This window comes from Cryobacterium algoritolerans, from assembly GCF_004402785.1.
In the GTDB taxonomy this organism is placed as follows: Bacteria; Actinomycetota; Actinomycetes; order Actinomycetales; family Microbacteriaceae; genus Cryobacterium; species Cryobacterium algoritolerans.
On sequence record NZ_SOFP01000071.1, the window covers coordinates 19,455 to 33,859 of the forward strand.

14 protein-coding genes and 1 riboswitch are annotated in these 14,405 nt (G+C 69.3%); of the genes, 11 read left to right on the forward strand and 3 right to left on the reverse strand.

Annotated features, from left to right (window positions below; all coding sequences use genetic code 11):
- Positions 1-46 precede the first annotated feature (46 nt).
- The 9 genes from E3O19_RS14275 to E3O19_RS14315 all read left to right on the forward strand — a co-directional run bounded on the left by E3O19_RS14275 (position 47) and on the right by E3O19_RS14315 (position 9,717).
- Positions 47-2,974 (forward strand): Na+/H+ antiporter subunit A, encoded by a 2,928-nt coding sequence (locus E3O19_RS14275; protein WP_134568659.1) that lies wholly within the window; start codon positions 47-49, stop codon positions 2,972-2,974.
- Positions 2,971-3,417: a sodium:proton antiporter gene (locus E3O19_RS14280; protein WP_134568661.1), complete on the forward strand. Its 447-nt coding sequence runs from the start codon at positions 2,971-2,973 to the stop codon at positions 3,415-3,417. Before E3O19_RS14275 ends, E3O19_RS14280 begins: the two co-directional genes overlap by 4 nt.
- Positions 3,418-3,422: 5 nt before the next feature.
- The gene (locus E3O19_RS14285) at positions 3,423-4,982 is read left to right on the forward strand and encodes a Na+/H+ antiporter subunit D (protein ID WP_134568748.1); all 1,560 of its coding nucleotides are present in this window, start codon (positions 3,423-3,425) and stop codon (positions 4,980-4,982) included.
- Positions 4,979-5,569 carry a Na+/H+ antiporter subunit E gene (locus E3O19_RS14290; protein WP_134568663.1) on the forward strand — a complete coding sequence of 197 codons (591 nt, stop codon included), beginning with the start codon at positions 4,979-4,981 and terminating at the stop codon, positions 5,567-5,569. The genes E3O19_RS14285 and E3O19_RS14290 overlap by 4 nt, the downstream gene beginning before the upstream one ends.
- A complete protein-coding gene (locus tag E3O19_RS14295) occupies positions 5,569-5,832 on the forward strand; it encodes an MrpF/PhaF family protein (RefSeq protein ID WP_134568665.1) in 264 nt (87 codons plus the stop codon). The genes E3O19_RS14290 and E3O19_RS14295 overlap by 1 nt, the downstream gene beginning before the upstream one ends.
- Entirely contained in the window at positions 5,829-6,188 is a 360-nt protein-coding gene (gene mnhG, locus E3O19_RS14300) for a monovalent cation/H(+) antiporter subunit G (protein ID WP_241981389.1), read from the forward strand. The genes E3O19_RS14295 and mnhG overlap by 4 nt, the downstream gene beginning before the upstream one ends.
- Positions 6,189-6,191: 3 nt before the next feature.
- Positions 6,192-6,281: riboswitch (ZMP/ZTP riboswitch) on the forward strand.
- 42 nt (positions 6,282-6,323) lie between these two features.
- Positions 6,324-7,622, forward strand: a complete 1,299-nt coding sequence (gene glyA, locus E3O19_RS14305) for a serine hydroxymethyltransferase (protein WP_134568666.1) — start codon at positions 6,324-6,326, stop codon at positions 7,620-7,622.
- 162 nt (positions 7,623-7,784) lie between these two features.
- Entirely contained in the window at positions 7,785-8,669 is an 885-nt protein-coding gene (locus tag E3O19_RS14310) for a bifunctional methylenetetrahydrofolate dehydrogenase/methenyltetrahydrofolate cyclohydrolase (RefSeq protein WP_134568668.1), read from the forward strand.
- A gap of 220 nt (positions 8,670-8,889) precedes the next feature.
- Positions 8,890-9,717 (forward strand): nitrilase-related carbon-nitrogen hydrolase, encoded by an 828-nt coding sequence (locus E3O19_RS14315; RefSeq protein ID WP_241981390.1) that lies wholly within the window; start codon positions 8,890-8,892, stop codon positions 9,715-9,717.
- On the opposite strand, the gene E3O19_RS17865 is transcribed toward E3O19_RS14315, so the two are convergent.
- Entirely contained in the window at positions 9,639-10,067 is a 429-nt protein-coding gene (locus E3O19_RS17865; protein ID WP_166804587.1) for a hypothetical protein, read from the reverse strand. The two genes, E3O19_RS14315 and E3O19_RS17865, sit on opposite strands and share 79 nt — an antisense overlap.
- A gap of 12 nt (positions 10,068-10,079) precedes the next feature.
- A complete protein-coding gene (locus tag E3O19_RS17870; protein ID WP_166804588.1) occupies positions 10,080-10,307 on the reverse strand; it encodes a hypothetical protein in 228 nt (75 codons plus the stop codon).
- 169 nt (positions 10,308-10,476) lie between these two features.
- Here E3O19_RS17870 and E3O19_RS14325 point away from each other — a divergent pair, with 169 nt between their 5' ends.
- Both E3O19_RS14325 and E3O19_RS14330 read left to right on the forward strand, forming a co-directional pair.
- Positions 10,477-11,979, forward strand: a complete 1,503-nt coding sequence (locus tag E3O19_RS14325) for an APC family permease (protein WP_134568672.1) — start codon at positions 10,477-10,479, stop codon at positions 11,977-11,979.
- Positions 11,976-13,673, forward strand: coding sequence for a flavin monoamine oxidase family protein (locus tag E3O19_RS14330; protein WP_134568674.1), 1,698 nt, complete (start codon positions 11,976-11,978; stop codon positions 13,671-13,673). The genes E3O19_RS14325 and E3O19_RS14330 overlap by 4 nt, the downstream gene beginning before the upstream one ends.
- A gap of 33 nt (positions 13,674-13,706) precedes the next feature.
- Here the strand turns inward: E3O19_RS14330 and E3O19_RS14335 are convergent, their stop codons facing one another.
- Complete coding sequence (locus E3O19_RS14335) at positions 13,707-14,255, reverse strand: gamma carbonic anhydrase family protein (RefSeq protein WP_134568676.1); 549 nt, start codon at positions 14,253-14,255, stop codon at positions 13,707-13,709.
- Positions 14,256-14,405 lie beyond the last annotated feature (150 nt).

Consider the following 14,405-nt stretch of genomic DNA (forward strand, 5'->3'; position numbering starts at 1 on the left):
CACTACACTGAATCCGACATTCTGACGGGGAGAGCCGGGAGGCCGCATGGCGACAATCCTCCTGATTTTCCTGGTCCTGTCGCTTGTCACGCCGGCCCTGACCCGCCGTCTCGGCCCTCGAGTCTTCTACCTGATCGCCCTGCTCCCGGCGACGGCATTCGTCTTCACCCTCGGCCAGACCGGGCTCGTGACACACGGCGGGGCGGCCGTCGAGAGCATCCCGTGGATACCGCAGCTCGGAGTGGCCCTGTCCTTCCGCGTCGACGCCCTCGCCTGGTTGCTGGCCCTCGTCGTCACCGGGATCGGCGCGCTGGTACTCTTCTACTGCGCCCTCTACTTCACCGCGGACGAGTCGGCACTGAGCCGCTTCGCCGGCTGCCTGCTCGCCTTCGCCGGCACCATGTACGGGCTGGTCACCGCCGACGACATCGTTGTGATGTTCATGTTCTGGGAGATCACCAGCGTGCTCTCCTACCTTCTGATCGGCCACTACACCGCCAGGCGGGAGAGCAGGGGCGCGGCGCTGCAGGCGCTCCTGGTGACCACGTTCGGCGGGCTGGTCATGCTGATCGGCGTGGTGCTGCTCAGCGTGCAGGCCGGCACCACCTCGCTCGCCCTGCTCGTCGCCGAGCCGGTCACCGGTCCGATCGCCGGCTGGGCGGTGCTTCTGATCCTGGTCGGGGCCCTCTCCAAGTCGGCGCTGGTGCCCTTCCACTTCTGGCTGCCCGCAGCGATGGCCGCCCCGACCCCGGTCAGTGCCTACCTGCACGCAGCGGCGATGGTCAAGGCCGGCATCTACCTGGTCGCCCGGCTCGCGCCCGGCTATGCGGACGTCGACGGGTGGCTGCCGGTGCTGGTGACGATCGGCGTCTGGACCATGCTCGTCGGCGCGTGGCGGTCCCTGCGCAACCACGACCTCAAACTGGTGCTGGCCTACGGCACGGTCAGCCAGCTGGGCTTCATCATGGTCGTGGTCGGCTTCGGCAGCCGGGACGCGGCGCTCGCCGGGGCGGCGCTCCTGCTCGCCCACGCCCTCTACAAGGCGGCGCTCTTCCTCGTCGTCGGCATCATCGACCACCGCGCCGGAACGCGGGACCTGCGGCGTCTCTCGGGCCTCGGCCGCAGTGAACCCGCTCTCGCCGTGATTGCGCTCATCGCCGTGGCGTCGATGGCCGGGCTGCCGCCGCTGCTCGGCTTCGTCGCCAAGGAAGCCGTGTTCACGGCGTTTCTCGCGGCCGGCCTGGCCGGTGACGGCTGGGGCTGGGTCGCGCTCGTGGGCACTGGCGTCGGCTCGGTGCTGACCGTGGCGTACAGCATCCGTTTCTTCTGGGGTGCGTTCGGCAGCCGCCCCGCGATGGCGACCACCGCGCTGCACCCGAGCCGGTGGGACTTCGCCCTGGCGCCGGGCCTCCTCGCCGTCGCCACCCTCGCGCTCGGACCGCTGAGCGGCCTCCTCGATCCGCTGCTCTCGAGCTACGCGGACACGCTGGCCGGCGGCGGCGACTACCACCTGGCGCTCTGGCACGGACTCGAACCGGCCCTCCTGATCGGCGTCGTCGTCGTGCTGGCCGGCGCCGCACTGTTCTGGCAGCGGCTGCGAGTGGCCAGGGCGCAGGCGAGGGTTCCGGACTGGATCGACGCCGGGCGCGGCTACGGGTCCCTCGTGCGCGCGGTCGATCGTTCGGCGGCCCGGGTCACCCGGTTAGCCCAACATGGCGGGCTGCCGCAGTACCTGGGCACGATCCTCGTCGTCTTCGTGCTCGCACTCGGTTTCGCGGCGTCGCTGAACCGAAGCTGGCCGGAGGCGCTCGTGCCCTGGGACTACCCAGGTCAGGCGCTGATCGCCCTGGTGGCGGCGATCGTGGCCGCCTGGGCCGCCCGGGTGGGCAAACGGATGACGTCGGTGCTGCTCGCGGGAGTCACCGGGTACGGCCTGGTGGCCCTGTTCGCCCTCCAGGGCGCCCCCGACCTCGCCCTGACCCAGGCGCTGGTCGAGACCATGACCCTCGTCGTCTTCGTGCTGGTTTTGCGGCGGCTGCCGACCCGGATCGCCCAGGCCAACCGCCCGGTCCATCGGCGGCGGCGGGCCCTGATCGGCGTGCTGGTCGGCGCGGTGATGGGCACCATCGCGGTGATCGCCCTCGGCGCCCGCCAGGACCCGGGCATCGCGGCGGAGCTGCCGCGCCTGACCCTCGAGGCTCACGGCACCAACATCGTCAACGTCATGCTCGTGGACATTCGGGCCTGGGACACGATGGGGGAGATCGCCGTGTTGATCGTCGTGGCCACCGGCGTCGCCAGCCTGCTTTTCGTCTCGGGGCGGGCCGTGCCCCTGCCGCGGCTGAAGGGGTCCCGCAGCCAGCGGGCGCCGCGCAACCGGCGACGCGTCGTCGCCGACCCGCACGCATCATCCGCCGGCCACGCCGTGAGCCGGCAGTCGTTCCTGCTGGGCGGCCGCACGATCCCGGCGGAGGACAGGTCGATCCTGATCGAGGTGCTGGTGCGCCTGCTCTTCCACCCCGCCATCATCGTGTCGGTCTACCTGCTCTTCGCGGGCCACAACGCGCCCGGCGGCGGGTTCGCCGGCGGGCTGCTGGCCGGCCTCGCGCTGGTCTCCCGCTACCTGGCCGGCGGCCGGTACGAACTCGGTGAGGCCGCGCCGATCGACCCGGGCAAGCTCCTCGGGCTCGGCGTCGTCCTCGCGGTCGGCACGGCGGTGGCGTCCCTCTTCTTCGCCGGGGTTCCGCTGGAGTCGGCCTACGCCGCCATCGACGTGCCCCTGCTCGGGCACCTCTCCTTCGGTACCTCCACCATCTTCGACATCGGGGTGTACCTCGTCGTGATCGGGCTCGCGCTGGACATCCTCCGCAGCCTCGGCAGCGAGATCGACCGGCAAAGCGAGGCGGGCGATGCAGCCGAGGCGGATTCCTCATCCGTGAGCGCGTCGACGCCGGTCACGGAGGTGCTGCCATGAGCGCGTCCCTGACCCTCGTGGTGCTGATGGCCGTGCTGTACGCGGCGGGCGTCTACATCATGCTCGAGCGCAGCCTCACCCGGGTGCTGATCGGTTTCGTGCTCGTCGGCAACGCCACCAACCTGCTCATCTTCATCATGAGCGGCCGCCCGGGCGGCTCGCCGATCATCACGGGCACGGCCCGGGACGCGAACATGGCCGATCCGGTTCCGCAGGTGCTGATGCTGACGGCCATCGTGATCAACTTCGGGATCACGGCGCTCATCCTCGCCCTGATCTACCGGTCATGGTGGTTGGCCCGGCTCGGCGACGAGGGCGACGACCTCACCGACGAGCATGCCGGCGAGACCGCGTCGTCGTCGGAGGAGAACTTCCGGTCCTCCTCCGACGACGATGCCGCCGTGCAGGCGTCCCTTGACGCCGGCGCGGAGGATGCCCCATGAACGCGATGAGCATCCTGGTGCCCCTTGTCGTTGCGATCCCGTTGATCGGCTCGGCGGTCACCCTTGCCCTCGGCCGGCGGCACAGCCGGCAGATCACGGTGAGCGTCGTCTCGCTGACCCTGGTCGTGCTGGCCGCAGCGGCGCTCCTCGTGCTGGTCGACCGGCACGGCCCCGCCGTCGTGCACGTCGGCGGCTGGCAGGCGCCGTGGGGGATCGTGCTCGTCGTCGACCGGTTGTCGGCGCTGATGCTGCTGATCTCGGCCCTGATGCTACTCGGAGTGCTGCTCTTCGCGGTCGGCCAGGGCATCGTCGACGGCGACAGCGAGACCCCGGTGTCGATCTTCCATCCCAGCTACCTGGTGCTGGCGGCCGGCCTGTTCAACGCTTTCATCGCAGGCGACCTGTTCAACCTCTACGTCGGGTTCGAGATGCTCCTCTCGGCCAGCTACGTGCTGCTCACCCTCGGCGGCACGGGAGCGCGCATCCGGGCCGGCGTCACCTACATCGTCGTCAGCCTGGTCTCCTCCGTGCTCTTTCTCAGCGCGATCGCCCTGGTCTACGGCGCGACCGGCACGGTGACCCTCGCCCTGCTGGCCGAACGCATCCCGGCGCTCCCGACCGGGATACAACTCATCCTCGGGCTGATGCTGCTGCTGGCATTCTCGGTGAAGGCCGCCGTGTTCCCGCTGTCGTTCTGGCTGCCGGATTCCTACCCGACCGCTCCAGCCCCCGTCACGGCAGTGTTCGCCGGCCTGCTGACCAAGGTCGGCGTCTACGCCATCCTGCGCACCCAGACGCTGCTCTTCCCCGAGAACCCGTTCTCGGTTCCACTGTTGGTGGTGGCGATGCTCACGATGCTGGTCGGCATCCTCGGCGCCCTCGCCCAGGCCGACATCAAACGGCTGCTGTCGTTCACGCTGGTCAGCCATATCGGCTACCTGATCTTCGGCATCGCCATCGGCACCCCGCTCGCCCTCGCGGCGACCATCTTCTACCTGGTGCACCACATCTCCGTGCAGACCACGCTGTTCCTCTGCGCCGGCCTGGTCGAGCGGGTCGGCGGCACCACCTCGCTGGCCAGGCTCGGCGGTATGCTCAAGGCCGCCCCCGTCGTCGCCGTGCTCTTCTTCGTCGGCGCCCTCAACCTCGGCGGGATCCCGCCGTTCTCCGGCTTCCTCGGCAAACTCGCGTTGTTCCAGGCCGGTGCCGAACTGGGTACCCCGCTCGCGTACGCCGGCCTCGCCGCGGGCGCCGTCACCTCCCTGCTCACCCTCTACGCGCTCGCCCGGGCCTGGAACATGGCCTTCTGGCGTCCCCGCCGGGAGGTCGAGAACTACGAGTCGAGCATGCTCGACCGGCTCACCGACGACCCGCACGATCAGGGGAGCGTCATCACCAAGACCGTGTCCGCGCTGATGGTCGGCGCCACGGCGGCCATGCTCCTTCTCACGCTGAGCCTCACGGTCTTCGCCGGCCCCGTCTTCGCCTTCGCCGCACGCGCCGCGGCGGACGTCGAGGCGCCGGCCACCTACATCGACGCCGTCTTCCCGAACGGAACGCCATGAGCACCCCGCGGGAACGCCTCGCCGGAGCGGTGAACCAGTCACCACTGTTCCTCGGGCTCGTCGCCCTGTGGATGCTGCTCTGGGGTCGGTTCGGCTGGCTTGAGCTCCTCACCGGGGCGCTGCTGGCCGGGCTGGTCTCCGTCATCTTCTACCTCCCGGCTGTGCAGCTGAGCGGGCGGCTGAACCCGTGGCACAGCGCCCGGTTCTTCCTCCGGCTCCTCGCCGACATCGTGCGGGCCTCGGTGCAGGTGGCCGCGCTCGCCCTCTCGCCGCGGTACCGCCCCGGCAACGCCATCCTCGCCGTCGGGTTGAACACCCGAAATGACCTGATCCTGACCTGGACCGCCGTGGCCACCTCGATCGTGCCCGGTTCGATCGTGGTCGACGTTGACCGGGTGGGCTCGACCCTCTACCTGCACGTGCTGAACGTGCACACGGCAGGGCAGGCCGACCGGTTCCGGGCGAGCGTACTCGAGACCGAGCGGCGGATCGTGCTGGCCTTCGGGTCGCGGGAGGACGTCGAACGGATCAGGTCCGGCCCGGCCGGGGCGGATGCCGCCCCCGATAATAATGGGGGAGCCGGCTGATGGAGATCGTGGTCATCGTCGCCGGACTCTTGTTCGGCGCCGGCGCGCTCTGCGCCGTCTACCGCATCATCCGGGGTCCCTCCGTGTTGGACCGGGTGGTCGCCTGCGACGTGCTCGTCGCCACGGTGATCTGCGCGCTCGGCGCCGAAATGGCTCTCAACCGCCACACCGACAATCTTGCCGTGCTGCTGGTGCTCGCGCTGTTCGCCGTGCTCGGGTCGCTCAGCGTCGCCCGGTTCCTCCCGGGAAAGGGAAAATCGTGAACGACCTGGCACGGGAGATCCTGACCGCGGTCCTCGTACTCGCGGCGGCCGTGATGTGCTTCGCGGCCGGGGTCGGCGTCATCCGTTTTCCCGACGTGCTCAGCAGGCTGCACGCGGCCACGAAACCGCAGATTCTCGGCCTGATCGCGGTGACGGTCGACATCGCGGTGAACGACTTCAGTCTCGGCACGGTCACCCTTGTCGCCGCCATCGTCGCATTCCAGGTTCTCACCGCGCCGATGGCGGCCCATCTCGTGGCGCGGGCCGCCTACGCGCAGGGCCATCCGCGGCCGGACCTGCTCTTCGTCGACGAGTTAGCCCCGGCCGATCGAAATCCTCCCCGCGGCGACTGGTAGGATTATTCCTGTCGCAACTGGCGTAGCACGAAAGATGGGTCACCATCGGGGAGCGACTGACACGGTTAGTGGCCGCACGCCTGGGCCACGACGATTAATCATCACGTCGTTAACCAATTCGTCTAAGGAGACCCCGTGTCCGATTCCGTGCCATCCACCGTTCTGAACTCCACCTTCAACGAGCCGCTCGAAGTCGTCGACCCCGAGATCGCCGCCGTGCTCGAGCTGGAGCTCGGCCGCCAGCGCGACTACCTCGAGATGATCGCGAGCGAGAACTTCGTGCCCCGTGCCATCCTGCAGTCTCAGGGTTCCGTGCTCACCAACAAGTACGCCGAGGGCTACCCCGGCCGCCGCTACTACGGCGGTTGTGAGTACGTCGACGTGGCAGAGCAGCTTGCGATCGACCGGGCCAAGGCCCTCTTCGGCGCCGAGTACGCGAACGTGCAGCCGCACTCCGGCGCCACCGCGAACGCCGCCGTGCTCGCCGCGATCGCCGCGCCGGGCGACACCATCCTGGGCCTCGAGCTCGCCCACGGCGGGCACCTCACCCACGGCATGAAGCTCAACTTCTCCGGCAAGCTCTACAACCCGGTGGCCTACGGCGTGGATCCGACCACCTTCCTGATCGACATGGACGTCGTGCACGAGAAGGCCCTCGAGACCAGGCCCAAGGTCATCATCGCCGGCTGGTCGGCGTACCCGCGTCACCTCGACTTCGCGGCCTTCCGCAGCATCGCCGACGAGGTCGGCGCCATGCTCTGGGTAGACATGGCCCACTTCGCCGGCCTCGTCGCCGCCGGCCTGCACCCGTCCCCGGTTCCCTACGCGGATGTCGTGTCCACCACCGTGCACAAGACCCTCGCCGGTCCCCGCTCCGGTTTGATCCTCGCGCGCGACATGACGCTGGCGAAGAAGCTCAACTCCAATGTGTTCCCCGGCCAGCAGGGCGGCCCGCTGATGCACGTGATCGCCGCCAAGGCGACCGCGTTCAAGCTCGCGGGGGAACCCGAGTTCAAGGAGCGTCAGGAGCGTACCCTACGCGGGGCGAGCATCCTTGCGGACCGTCTGATGGCGGATGACTCGCGCGCGGGCGGCGTCGACGTGCTCACCGGCGGCACCGACGTGCACCTCGTTCTCGCAGACCTCCGCAACTCGCCCATCAACGGGCAGCAGGCTGAGGACGCCCTGCACGCGGTCGGCATCACGGTAAACCGCAACTCTGTGCCGTTCGACCCGCGCCCGCCGATGGTCACCAGCGGCCTGCGGATCGGCACGCCCGCCCTGGCAACCCGCGGCTTCGGTGACGAGGAGTTCACGGTCGTCGCCGACGTGATCGCCGAGGCCCTCAAGCCGGACGCCGACATCCAGGCCCTCCGCGCCCGGGTCAGGGTGCTCACCGAGGCCTTCCCGCTGTACCCCGGCCTGCAGCAGTAGTCCCCGTTTGGTCGAATTCGACGGAGATTTTCGGACAATCGGGCTTGTGAAGCCTGGATCCGAGGTTCTCAGCCAGAATCTCCGTCGAATTCGACCGGGCGGATCGGTTTGGTCAGCGGGGCAGTCTGCCGTGCTCGCGACCTTCGAACGATTGGATCCACCATGAGCGCAATCACCCTCGACGGAGTCAAGACGGCCTCCGCTATCAAGTCGGAACTCATCGACCGCATCACCGACCTGCGGGCGCACGGGGTCGTACCGGGGCTCGGCACGCTGCTCGTCGGCGACGACCCGGGATCCCGCTCGTATGTCGCCGGGAAGCACCGCGACTGCGCCGAGGTCGGCGTCGAGTCTATCCGGATCGACCTGCCAGGGTCGGCGACGAGCGCGGATGTTCGCGCCGCCATCACGGACCTCAACGCCAGCCGTGAGGTGACCGGCTACATCATCCAGTTGCCGCTGCCCGTCGGCCACAACGACAACGCCATGCTCGAACTCATCGACCCATCGAAGGATGCCGACGGGCTGCACCCGACCAACCTCGGTCGGCTGGTGCTCGGCATCGAGGGCGAATTGCGCTCGCCCCTGCCGTGCACGCCGGCGGGCATCGTCGAGCTGCTGCGCCGCTACGAGGTGCCGATCGTCGGCCGGAAGGTGGTCGTCGTGGGCCGAGGCCTCACCGTCGGACGCCCGCTCGGTCTGCTCTTCACCCGGAAGGGCCTGGATGCCACGGTAACCCTCACCCACTCGCGCACCGTCGACCTGGCCGGCGAAGTGCGCCGCGCCGACATCGTCGTCGCGGCGGTCGGGGTGCCGCACCTGATCCAGGCCGACTGGGTCAAACCGGGCGCCGCCGTGCTCGACGTGGGCATCACCCGGGTGACCGACCCGCAGACCGGCACGGGCAGGCTGACCGGGGACGTGCATCCGGACGTGGCCGAGGTCGCCGGCCACCTCTCGCCGAACCCGCGAGGCGTCGGCCCGATGACCCGCGCCATGCTGCTGAGCAACGTTGTGAAGGCCGCCGAGCAGGCCCTGCGCCCCTGACGGCCAGGCCGAAGAGACGGGTGCAGCGCCGGGCGGGCCGATCTGCACCAGCGCGCGGCAGTTCCGGTGCCACCCGTTCTGGTCAGCGCGGTGGCGCTGAACTACGCTCGGGAGAACGAGCGTGAGATCACGGAGGTCGCCAGCCATGTCAGAGCCGACAGTGATTCGAGGTGCGGCGCCCGCGCCCTCGCCGGTGACAGCCCCTGGATCGACAGGCCAGGTGCCTCCCGGGCCGAGCGTGCGACTGGCCCTGTTCCAAGGCCGCGCCGAACCGCTGGACCTCGTGGCCAACCTCGCCGTGCTCGATCAGGCGGCCAGGGAGGCCCGGGCGGCCGGCGCCGATCTGCTGCTCACCCCCGAGCTCTTCGCGACCGGGTACGCTCCCAGTCTGATCCGTGATTCGGTCTCGACCGCCGCGGCCGCCGACCTCGACCGGGATCTTGCACGCATCGCCGCCCGGCACGACATCGCCCTCGTCTACAGCGCACCCGGCCCAGGACCGGCAGATGACCGCCGGATCACATCCACACTCGTAGACCGCGCCGGCCGGGTGGTGGCGCGGTACGCGAAATCGCACCTGTTCGGGGCGGAGGAGCGGGCAAGCTTCCGGCCCGGCACCGCGCCGCCACCGGTCGTCGACTTCCTCGGCCTGAAGATCGCCCTGCTGATCTGTTATGACGTCGAGTTCCCTGAGGTCGTGCGTGACGCCGCCGTGCACGGCGCCGGCCTCGTGCTCGTGCCAACGGCGCTGAGCCGCGGTTATGAGAACGTCTCCCGGGTGCTCGTGCCGGCCCGCGCCCTCGAGAACTCCGTCACGCTCGCCTACGCGAACCACGTCGGTATCGAGGCCGGGCTCGACCTGGCCGGGGCCAGCGTGATCGTCGGACCGGACGGCACTATCGTCGCGGACGCCGGCCGGACCACGGGCCTCAGCTACGCCACCGTCACGGCCCCCGGCACCGATGTCGACTATCTCGCCGACCGCCGACCCGAGCTGTACCGGTCCTGGACCGACGCGGCGCACGACCGGAGCGGCCGGCCCGACTGACGATCGGCGCCGCACCCGGTCAGGGCTGGTAGGGCAACGCGATCAGCAGTTCGGCGCGCACCTCGGCGTCGTCGAGGTCGCGCCGCGACGATCAGGAGTTCGTGCTCGGGCCGGGGCTGCATCGTCTCCCGCATCAGGCGTTTGTTTGTGTCGGCGAGCGACTTGAGGGTCTCGATCCGCTTGAGCTCGAGGATCTCGGCGAAGGTGCGGGTGACCATGACGAACGGCGTTCCCTCGGCGACCACCAGCAGGGGCAGACCCACGTCGGCGCAGGCGTCGACCAGTTCGCGCGGTACCTCGGAATGCACCGGGCTGACGCCGATGCCGAGGGCGCCGACCCTGGCCGCCACGAGCCGGTCGACCTAGTCACGGATGCCCGCCGCGTCCCCCGGGGTGATCGGCGTGCCCGCGGTGAGGAGCAGCTCGCCGCCGAGCAGGTACGGGGCAGGGTCGGCCAGCTCGCTGCAGGCAACCCGGCGCAGTAGGATTGGAAAAGCCGTCGCAGGAGCGGCCCGGATCCGCCCGGTGAGCCGCGAGAGCAGCTGGGCAAGGGTTATCGTCGGCAGCCCGTCGGTTGAGGCTGTCAGCATCGTCCCGTCATGCCTGCAGCATTGGAGCCCGTCAATTTGATTCCCGCGCAGCCCGCCGGTGTGAATGGCCACCGAACCGGGCGGCGCGGGACAAACCGGCCGCAGGGCCGGGCGATTCCGCAACCTACGCTGACGACACCACCATTTTCAACGTCGGAACGGACCGTCAATGACGGCCACTAGCCTGCCCCGAACCGAGACGAAAACCTCCCTGCGCACCCAGCTGGCCCGGCGCAAACCGATCGACCGGCTCCCGCACCCCGACGAGTCGCCCCTGCCCCACGGCGACCTCAAGCGCAGCCTCGGACTCTGGCAGCTCACCATGATCAGCGTCGGCGCCACCCTGGGCACCGGTATCTTCGTGATCCTCGGCGCGTCGATTCCCCTCGCCGGGCCGGCGATCTGGATCGCCTTCCTGGTCGCCGGGGTCGCGGCGTTGCTCTCCGCCCTGTCCTACGCCGAGATGGCCAGTTGCGTGCCGGCATCCGGTTCGAGCTACTCGTATGTCTACGCGACCATGGGCGAGGGCATCGCCTGGGTCTGCGGGTGGTGCCTGGTACTCGAGTATGCCGTGTCGATCGCGGCCGTGGCCGTCGGTGCGGGCCAGTACATCAATGAGAGCCTCGCAACGTTCGGCCTGCAGCTGCCGGACGCGATCGCCCAGCCGCCCGGTTTCGGCGGAGTGGTGAATCTGCCCGCCGCCGGGCTCGTCATTCTGTCGATGCTGCTGCTCATCCGGGGTGCCCAGGAAAGCGCCTGGGTAAACACGGTGATGGTCGGCGTCAAGATCGTCATCCTGCTCATCTTCGTCGCGATCGCGTTCACGGCGTTCTCCGCCCGCAACTTCGAACCGCTTGCCCCGATGGGAGTCGCGGGGATCTCTGCGGCCGCGTCCCGGCTGTTCTTCTCCTACATTGGTTTCGATGCCGCTTCCACCGCCGGGGAGGAGGCCAGGAACCCCCAACGCGACCTGCCGAAGGCGATTATCCTGTCGATGCTGATCATCACCGTCATCTACATCCTGGTCGCGATCGCCGCGATCGGGGCCCGGCCGTGGACCTGGTTCCACAGCGGTGAGGCCTCCCTCGTTGTCATCCTGCAACAACTCACCGGCCAGCCGTGGGTGGCCCTGGTTTTCTCCGTCGGCGCCGTGATCGCCATCGCGAGCATCGTGCTGACCGTGCTCTACGGCCAGACCCGGATCCTGATGACCATGTCCAGGGACGGTATGGTCCCCAGGGTGTTCGGCCGGATCTCCCCGCGCACGAACACCCCCGTCGCCGGCACCCTCATCGTCGGGATCGTCGTCGCGGTCGCCGCGGCCCTGATCCCACTCGGCGAACTCGCCGACGCGACCAGCATCGGCACCCTCTGCGCGTTCGCACTGGTGAACCTGTCCGTGATCTACCTCCGCCGGGCCCGGCCCGAACTCCGGCGCTCCTACCGGGTGCCGTTCTACCCGCTGGTCCCGATCGCCGGCTTCGCGATGTGCGTCCTGCTCATGCTCACCCTGGGCGGGACGACCTGGCTGGTCTTCGGAATCTGGATGCTCATTGGCACCGGCCTGTATTTCCTCTACGGTCGGAAGCACTCCGTCGTCGGCGCACTGAGCGCCGTGGATTACGCGGACGCAGCCGATTCCTCCCTGTCGATCGTGAAGGCACTCAAATGACAATGGCATCCGATCTTCCGCACCCCCGCGTTCCCGGCGAGGCCGCACGTCTGCCGATCACCATGCTGAATCCGGACTTCCCGTTCAGCTACGACCACTACCTGGCGCACCCGGCCGGGCTCGGCCGCGTGCCCGACCTCAAGCTGGGCACCGAGGTGGCCGTCGTCGGCGCCGGGTTGTCCGGCGTGATCGCCGCGTACGAGCTGCTCCGGCTGGGCCTGAAGCCGATCGTCTACGAGGCCGCCCGCATCGGCGGCCGGCTGAAGACGGCCGAGTTCTCCGCGGCGCCCGGCGTTGTCGCCGACCTCGGCGGCATGCGCTTCCCCGAGTCGGGTAAGGCTTTCTACCACTACGTCGACACGGTCGGCCTGGAGACCCGGGAGTTCCCGAACCCGCTCTCAGCTGTGACGCCGAGCACGCTGATCGAGTTGGAGGGCACGGCCCATTATGCGGAGACGGCAGACGACCTGCCGCCGTTCTTCACCGAGGTGGCCGAGGCTTGGCGGCGGGCCCTGCGCGAAGAGGTCGACTTCGACGCCGTGCAGGAGGCCCTGCGCAGCCGCGATGTTGCCACGATCAAACGGATCTGGAACCGGATCGTCGCCGAACTCGACGAGCAGACGTTCTACGGTTTCATCGCCGGCAGCGCTGCCTTCAGGGAGAAGTCCTTCGCACATCGGGAGGCCTTCGGGCAGGTCGGCTTCGGCACCGGCGGCTGGGACACCGACTTCTCTAACTCGATCCTCGAGATCCTGCGGGTGGTCTTCACCGACGCCGACGACAAGCACCGGCGCATCCTCGGCGGCGCCCAGCGGCTCCCGGACGGTCTCTGGTCGCACGCCCCCGACGATCTGGTGCACTGGCCGAAGGGCACCTCGGTCGCCGGCCTGAACGGTGGCGTGCCGCGCGGAGCCGTCGCCTCGATCAAGCGGGGCGAGGGCGGCGGCATCCGGATCACGGAGAAGTGGGGGGCGACCCGCGAGTTCGAGGCGGCCATCGTCACCTGCCAGTCCTGGCTGCTCTCCGCCCGGATCGACACGGAGGAGACGCTCTTCGCGCCGGAGATGTGGACGGCGATCGAGCGCAGCCACTACATGCAGTCGTCCAAGACCTTCGTCATGGTGGACCGCCCGTTCTGGAACGACATCGACCCGGCGACCGGGCGGCACGTGCTGAGCATGACGCTCACCGACCGGTTGCCGCGTGCGACGTACCTGCTCGATGACGGCCCGGACAAGCCCGCGGTCATCCTGCTCTCGTACACCTGGAACGATGACGCGCTGAAGTTCCTCTCGCTCAGCGCGGATGAGCGCACCGACCTCATGCTCCACTCGCTGAAGAAGATCTACCCCACGGTGGACATCGCCTCCCACATTGTGGGCGAGCCGATCACGGTGTCGTGGGAGGCCGACCCCAACTTCATGGGCGCATTCAAGAACAACCTGCCCGGTCACTACCGCTACCAGGAACGGCTCTTCGGGCACTTCGTGCAGCACGAGTTGCCTGCCGCCCAGCGCGGCGTCTTCCTCGCCGGTGACGACATCTCGTTCACGGCCGGCTGGGCGGAGGGCGCGGTGACCACGGCCCTCAACGCGGTCTGGGGGACCGTGCGGCACCTCGGCGGGGAATCGGCGCCGGGCAACCCGGGCCCCGGGGACGTCTGGGACGAGCTGGCGCCGGTCGTCCTGGACTGACCGCCCGGCACGACCGGGAGCGGCGTCCCTGGCTCAGGCCTGCGGCTCGGCCAGGGACGCCGAGTGCAGGGCCGAATGCTCCAGATACGCCTCGGCGTTGTGACGGATGCCGGCCACCTCGTCATCCGTCAGCGCCCGGCGCACCTTCGCGGGCACTCCGGCGACCAGGGAACGCGGCGGTACCACGCTGCCCTCGAGCACGACGGCCCCGGCCGCGACGAGCGAGCCCACGCCGATGACGGCGCCGTTGAGGATGGTCGCCGACATTCCCACGAGCACGTCGTCCTCGATCGTACAGCCGTGCAGCACGGCGCCATGGCCGACGGAGACGTTGCGACCGAGGATCAGAGGGAAGCCGTGGTCGACGTGGCAGGACACGTTGTCCTGCAGGTTGGAGCCGGCGCCGATCCGGATCGGCTCGGCCTCGGCGCGGAGCACCGCGTTGTACCAGACGCTGGCGTTCTCGGCCAGGATGACCTGGCCGACGAGCACGGCGCCGGGGGCGACGAACGCGGTGGCGGCCACGCTCGGTCCGGGGCGGTCGGCGAGGGTGATGATGCGGGCGGTGTTGTCGGCAGTCATACGCGCCAGCCTACTGCGCCGCTTTCCCGCGCCGCCGGACTCGCGTCTGCCCGCGCCCGCGTATCCGCTCGATCTCCACTCCGCCGAACTGTGAGTAATGCGCTCTTTTTGGCCCTAAAAGTGGGCTTTGCTCACAGTTCGGCGGAGATT

Excerpts from the sequence above, each read along its gene's own strand:
- E3O19_RS14275 (WP_134568659.1), top strand. The coding sequence starts at position 47 with ATGGCGACAATCCTCCTGATTTTCCTGGTCCTGTCGCTTGTCACGCCG.
- E3O19_RS14280 (WP_134568661.1), top strand. The coding sequence starts at position 2,971 with ATGAGCGCGTCCCTGACCCTCGTGGTGCTGATGGCCGTGCTGTACGCG.
- E3O19_RS14285 (WP_134568748.1), top strand. The coding sequence starts at position 3,423 with ATGAGCATCCTGGTGCCCCTTGTCGTTGCGATCCCGTTGATCGGCTCG.
- E3O19_RS14290 (WP_134568663.1), top strand. The coding sequence starts at position 4,979 with ATGAGCACCCCGCGGGAACGCCTCGCCGGAGCGGTGAACCAGTCACCA.
- E3O19_RS14295 (WP_134568665.1), top strand. The coding sequence starts at position 5,569 with ATGGAGATCGTGGTCATCGTCGCCGGACTCTTGTTCGGCGCCGGCGCG.
- E3O19_RS14310 (WP_134568668.1), top strand. The coding sequence starts at position 7,785 with ATGAGCGCAATCACCCTCGACGGAGTCAAGACGGCCTCCGCTATCAAG.
- E3O19_RS17870 (WP_166804588.1), bottom strand. The coding sequence starts at position 10,307 with ATGCTGACAGCCTCAACCGACGGGCTGCCGACGATAACCCTTGCCCAG.
- E3O19_RS14325 (WP_134568672.1), top strand. The coding sequence starts at position 10,477 with ATGACGGCCACTAGCCTGCCCCGAACCGAGACGAAAACCTCCCTGCGC.
- E3O19_RS14330 (WP_134568674.1), top strand. The coding sequence starts at position 11,976 with ATGACAATGGCATCCGATCTTCCGCACCCCCGCGTTCCCGGCGAGGCC.
- E3O19_RS14335 (WP_134568676.1), bottom strand. The coding sequence starts at position 14,255 with ATGACTGCCGACAACACCGCCCGCATCATCACCCTCGCCGACCGCCCC.